Here is a 1701-nt window from a genome sequence, read left to right as displayed (position 1 = left end):
GCGCCGGCCGCTGGCCGCCAGTGCCGGCGGCGTGCGCGTGGCCTGGCGCACGCTGCGCCCGTGGCTGCCGCAGATCATCGCCCTGGCGGTGTTCGCGGTCGGCGCGGCGCTGGTCATCGACGGCACCCTGCCCACGCCCAAGCGCCGCCAGGACATGGCGCCGCTGTCGATCATGGAAACCTCGCACCTGCTGGCCAGCCTCGGCGGCGTGGTGCTGCTGCTGATCGGCCAGGGCCTGCAGCGGCGCAGCCATGCCGCCTGGGTGCTGGCGATCGGCATCTGCGTGCTGCTGCCGCTGCCGGCCTGGCTGCGCGGCGGCCACGTCTCGGTGGCGCTGTCCTCGCTGGTGGTGGCGGTCGGCCTGTGGGGCGCGCGCCGCGAGTTCTACCGCGAGGGCGCGCTGCTCGACGAGGCCTGGTCGTGGCCGTGGCTGCGCAACCTCGGCCTGGTGCTGATCGCCACGATCTGGCTGCTGTTCTTCGTCTACAGTCACGTCGAATACCAGAACGAGCTGTGGTGGGAATTCGCCACCTCGGCCAACGCCCCACGCGCGCTGCGCGCGGTGCTGCTGGTCAGTGTGGCGGTGGTGGTGTTCGGGCTGGCGCGGCTGCTGCACAGCACGCGCTCGCCGTTGCCGCCGGCCGATGGCGCGCAACTGGACGCGTTGGCGCCGGTGCTGGCCGAGGCCACCGACACCCAGGCCTGCCTGGTGCTGACCGGCGACAAGGCGCTGCTGCAGGCCGAGGACGGCCCCGGCTTCGTGATGATGCAGCGCTACGGCGGCTCGCTGGTGGCGATGGGCGACCCGGTCGGCGCGCCGGAGGTGGCCCGCGCGCTGATCTGGCGCTTCCGCGAGGAAGCCGACCGCATGGGCCTGCGCCCGGTGTTCTACCAGGTCGGCGAGCAGCACTGGCAGACCTACCTGGACCTGGGCCTGACCCTGGTCAAGCTCGGCGAGGAGGCGATGGTGTCGCTGGAGGGCTTCCACCTGGAAGGCCGCGACCGCGCCGACCTGCGCCAGGCCTGGAATCGCGGCAAGCGCAGCGGGCTGAGCTTCCGCATCGTCGAGACCGACGCGGTGGACGCGCTGATGCCGGTGCTGGCCGAGGTCTCGCAGCAGTGGCTGGAAGACAAGGCCGGCGCCGAGAAGGGCTTCTCGCTGGGCAGCTTCGATCCCGCCTACCTGCGCCGCTTCCCGATCGCGGTGGTGGAGTTCGAGGGCAAGGTCGTGGCCTTCGCCAACCTGTGGCAGGCCCCGGCCGGCCACGAGCTGTCGGTGGACCTGATGCGGCACATCGCCGATGCGCCGAAGGGCACGATGGACTTCCTGTTCATCGAGCTGTTCCTGTGGGGCCGCGACCAGGGCTACAAGCGCTTCTCGCTGGGCATGGCGCCGCTGTCGGGCCTGGCCCAGCACCGCCTGGCCGGCCGCTGGAACCGCTTCGGCAACCTGATCGTGCGCCACGGCGAACGCTTCTACGGCTTCACCGGCCTGCGCCGCTTCAAGTCCAAGTTCGCCCCCGCCTGGCGCACCCGCTACCTCGCCGCCCCCGGCGGCATGCACCTGCCCGCCGCCCTGCTGGACGTGACCCGACTGATCTCGCTGGATCCACGCAAGCCGGAGTGAGGCCGGGATTGGGGAGTCGGGATTGGGGATTGGCCTGGCTACCCCGCGTTTACCTGGGCATTGCGAGGCTTCGC

General features: G+C 71.7%; 1 protein-coding gene. It reads left to right on the top strand.

Annotated elements, in window-relative coordinates; translation table 11 throughout:
- Positions 1-1627, top strand: a 1627-nt coding sequence (gene mprF, locus D588_RS0112770) for a bifunctional lysylphosphatidylglycerol flippase/synthetase MprF (RefSeq protein WP_017916256.1), incomplete at its 5' end; no start/stop codon positions are given.
- Between the last annotated feature and the right edge of the window lie 74 nt (positions 1628-1701).

Origin of the sequence: Xanthomonas sp. SHU 308 (genome assembly GCF_000364645.1) — a bacterium.
In the GTDB taxonomy this organism is placed as follows: domain Bacteria; phylum Pseudomonadota; class Gammaproteobacteria; order Xanthomonadales; family Xanthomonadaceae; genus Xanthomonas_A; species Xanthomonas_A sontii.
The sequence above is the reverse complement of the archived record's forward strand: the minus strand, read 5'-3'. Positions and strand labels throughout refer to the sequence as shown.